At 55.6% G+C, this 1,707-nt stretch carries 2 protein-coding genes and 1 pseudogene; all 3 read right to left on the bottom strand.

Annotation, left to right across the window (positions count from 1 at the left end):
- Positions 1 to 115, bottom strand: a pseudogene (locus J4E70_RS19200) (IS3 family transposase); the annotation flags it as partial.
- A 213-nt stretch (positions 116 to 328) separates the two neighbouring features.
- The gene (locus J4E70_RS19205; RefSeq protein WP_213891555.1) at positions 329 to 856 is read right to left on the bottom strand and encodes a GNAT family N-acetyltransferase; all 528 of its coding nucleotides are present in this window, start codon (positions 854 to 856) and stop codon (positions 329 to 331) included.
- A 361-nt stretch (positions 857 to 1,217) separates the two neighbouring features.
- Entirely contained in the window at positions 1,218 to 1,409 is a 192-nt protein-coding gene (locus J4E70_RS19210; protein WP_213891556.1) for a hypothetical protein, read from the bottom strand.
- Between the last annotated feature and the right edge of the window lie 298 nt (positions 1,410 to 1,707).

Below are 1,707 nucleotides of genomic sequence, written 5' to 3' on the forward strand. Positions count from 1 at the left end.
CCCATAAGCGTTCGACTTTCTTGTGATTGACCTTCCAGCCCTCCATCCGCAAAAGGGCTGTGACCTTCCTGTAGCCATACCGACCATACTGCTTGGCCAATCTGATCATCGCCAAACGCAGCGCATCAAGGAGTCTGCAGGTGAGAAAGAAGCCAGGTCAGTATTGAAAACTAACTAGTTTAGTTTGAGCGGCTCGGATCAAGGCTCATTGAGCATCGGTATTACGGGCGGAAAGCAGCAATTCGCTGCGTTTCGCTCTTATGTCTGAGATCTGGGACAAATCTGCCATTTAGCAAAGTATGGCGGTGCACCAGCGCTTGCGCCCTGATCACGGTTTCCATAGGACCGGATTCATCCATGGCTCAGGCAGCGACAGTCGCCCTGGAGCGAGCGGAGCCTGTGCCGCTAGCAGTATAGATTGCCAGGCATCCGCCCATTCTTCGGGAATGGGATAAGGGGCCAACACTTGCCGTTCAGGCGAAAAACCGAAACGCTGGTAATAAGCCGGATCGCCGAGAACGAAGACCTGCTTGATCCCCCTCTTCTCCAACCGTTCCAGTCCGGCGCGGACAAGTGAACTGCCCAAACCCAGCCGCTGAAGCAATGGTATCACGCCGAGAGGTGCAAGAAGCGCACCGGTTCGATCCCACTCTTCAGTCTCACAAATGGTGAAGAGGACATGCGCAACCAATGCATCCCCGTCAAACCCTGCCAGTGATAGGACATCCAGACCGTCCTCGAGAAGTGCCAACACGACTGGTCTTAGCTCCTCCTCTGGGAAGGCTAGCGGGTAGAGGGCTAGAACCTGCGCAATGTCTCCCGATGTGGTTTCGCGGATCATCCACTTTTTCGTCACGTTCTGCCTCCGGTCAGTTGCAGCCAAAAGCCAGATTGAAAATCATCTAGAACGACATTGCAAGAATGAGTCCGCTTCGTCCGCCGCTCGATCCGGACCTTTGCAGCGCTTTGCGTCGATGTCTGCTGTGCGGAAAAGTTGTCGTTCAAGCCGACCGATGATACGTCAGCGAGCGGCACGACACCGACGATTACGAATTGTGCAGCTACTCGACGGCAGGGTTGCCGAGCGTGGGCATTATCCAACTCGGCAATGTCGCCTGCGATGGAGAGCCAACTTCGCTGCGACGCACCCAGCAGTCCGCCCGAAGCCGGTTTCAAAGAAAAAACCGACTAACGACCACCGAGGCCGGGACTGCGTTTTAGTTGGTTAAGACACCAACGCCCGCGCCGACGACGGCACCCTCAACGCAGCGACCGTCGGCAAGTACCTCTCCGGCGGCACAGCCGATTGCGGCGCCCACGACGGCACGCTCCAAGTCCGTATTGACCTCGTCGCACGCAGAAAGCCCCACTATAGAACCAACTGCAATGATGATGAAAAATCTCCGCATGTTAAAACTCCTCGAACCCAACAAATAAAAAAACATACCATGTCGAGGGGCGACCAACCAACATAAAACCGCACTTACTGCAGTTCACGGACCACGCGGCACTGCAACCCCGCGCCCGCTCTGAGCTCGAAGCGGTGGTTCGCTGCGGGATACGCCAAGGTCTGCTATGCGGGTGTGGTTTCAACTGATCGCCGCAACACATGCTTCAAATTTCTCTGCTGGCGTTTGGTATTGCAAGGTCTTTCGAGGTCGCTCGTTGAGTTGACCAGCGACGGCGCTGAGTTTGGCTTGACTAAAG

The organism is Pseudohalocynthiibacter aestuariivivens, from assembly GCF_018457175.1.
GTDB classification, from domain to species: Bacteria; Pseudomonadota; Alphaproteobacteria; order Rhodobacterales; family Rhodobacteraceae; genus Pseudohalocynthiibacter; species Pseudohalocynthiibacter aestuariivivens.